Annotated in this window: 1 protein-coding gene; it reads right to left on the reverse strand. The window is 62.5% G+C overall.

Annotated elements, in window-relative coordinates:
• Positions 1-315, reverse strand: a 315-nt coding sequence (locus tag EN853_RS33475) for an amino acid--tRNA ligase-related protein (RefSeq protein WP_348632885.1), incomplete at both ends; no start/stop codon positions are given.

A 315-nucleotide genomic window follows, 5' to 3' on the forward strand; every position in this document is an offset into this window, starting at 1 on the left:
AAGACGGCAGTCATCATCGGCTCCATCGTGGTCCAGACATCTTCCTGGGTCACGAAGCTCATTTCGACGTCGAGCTGGTAGAATTCGCCCGGCAGGCGGTCGGCGCGCGGGTCTTCATCGCGGAAGCACGGCGCGATCTGGAAGTAACGGTCGAAACCCGCCACCATCAGAAGCTGCTTGTACTGCTGCGGCGCCTGCGGCAGCGCGAAGAACTTGCCCTCATGAATACGCGACGGCACGAGGAAGTCGCGTGCACCTTCCGGCGAGGAGGCCGTGAGGATCGGCGTCGTATATTCGGCAAAGCCGGCATCGGCC

It is taken from the genome of Mesorhizobium sp. M1C.F.Ca.ET.210.01.1.1, assembly GCF_004791585.1.
Classification (GTDB): Bacteria; Pseudomonadota; Alphaproteobacteria; order Rhizobiales; family Rhizobiaceae; genus Mesorhizobium.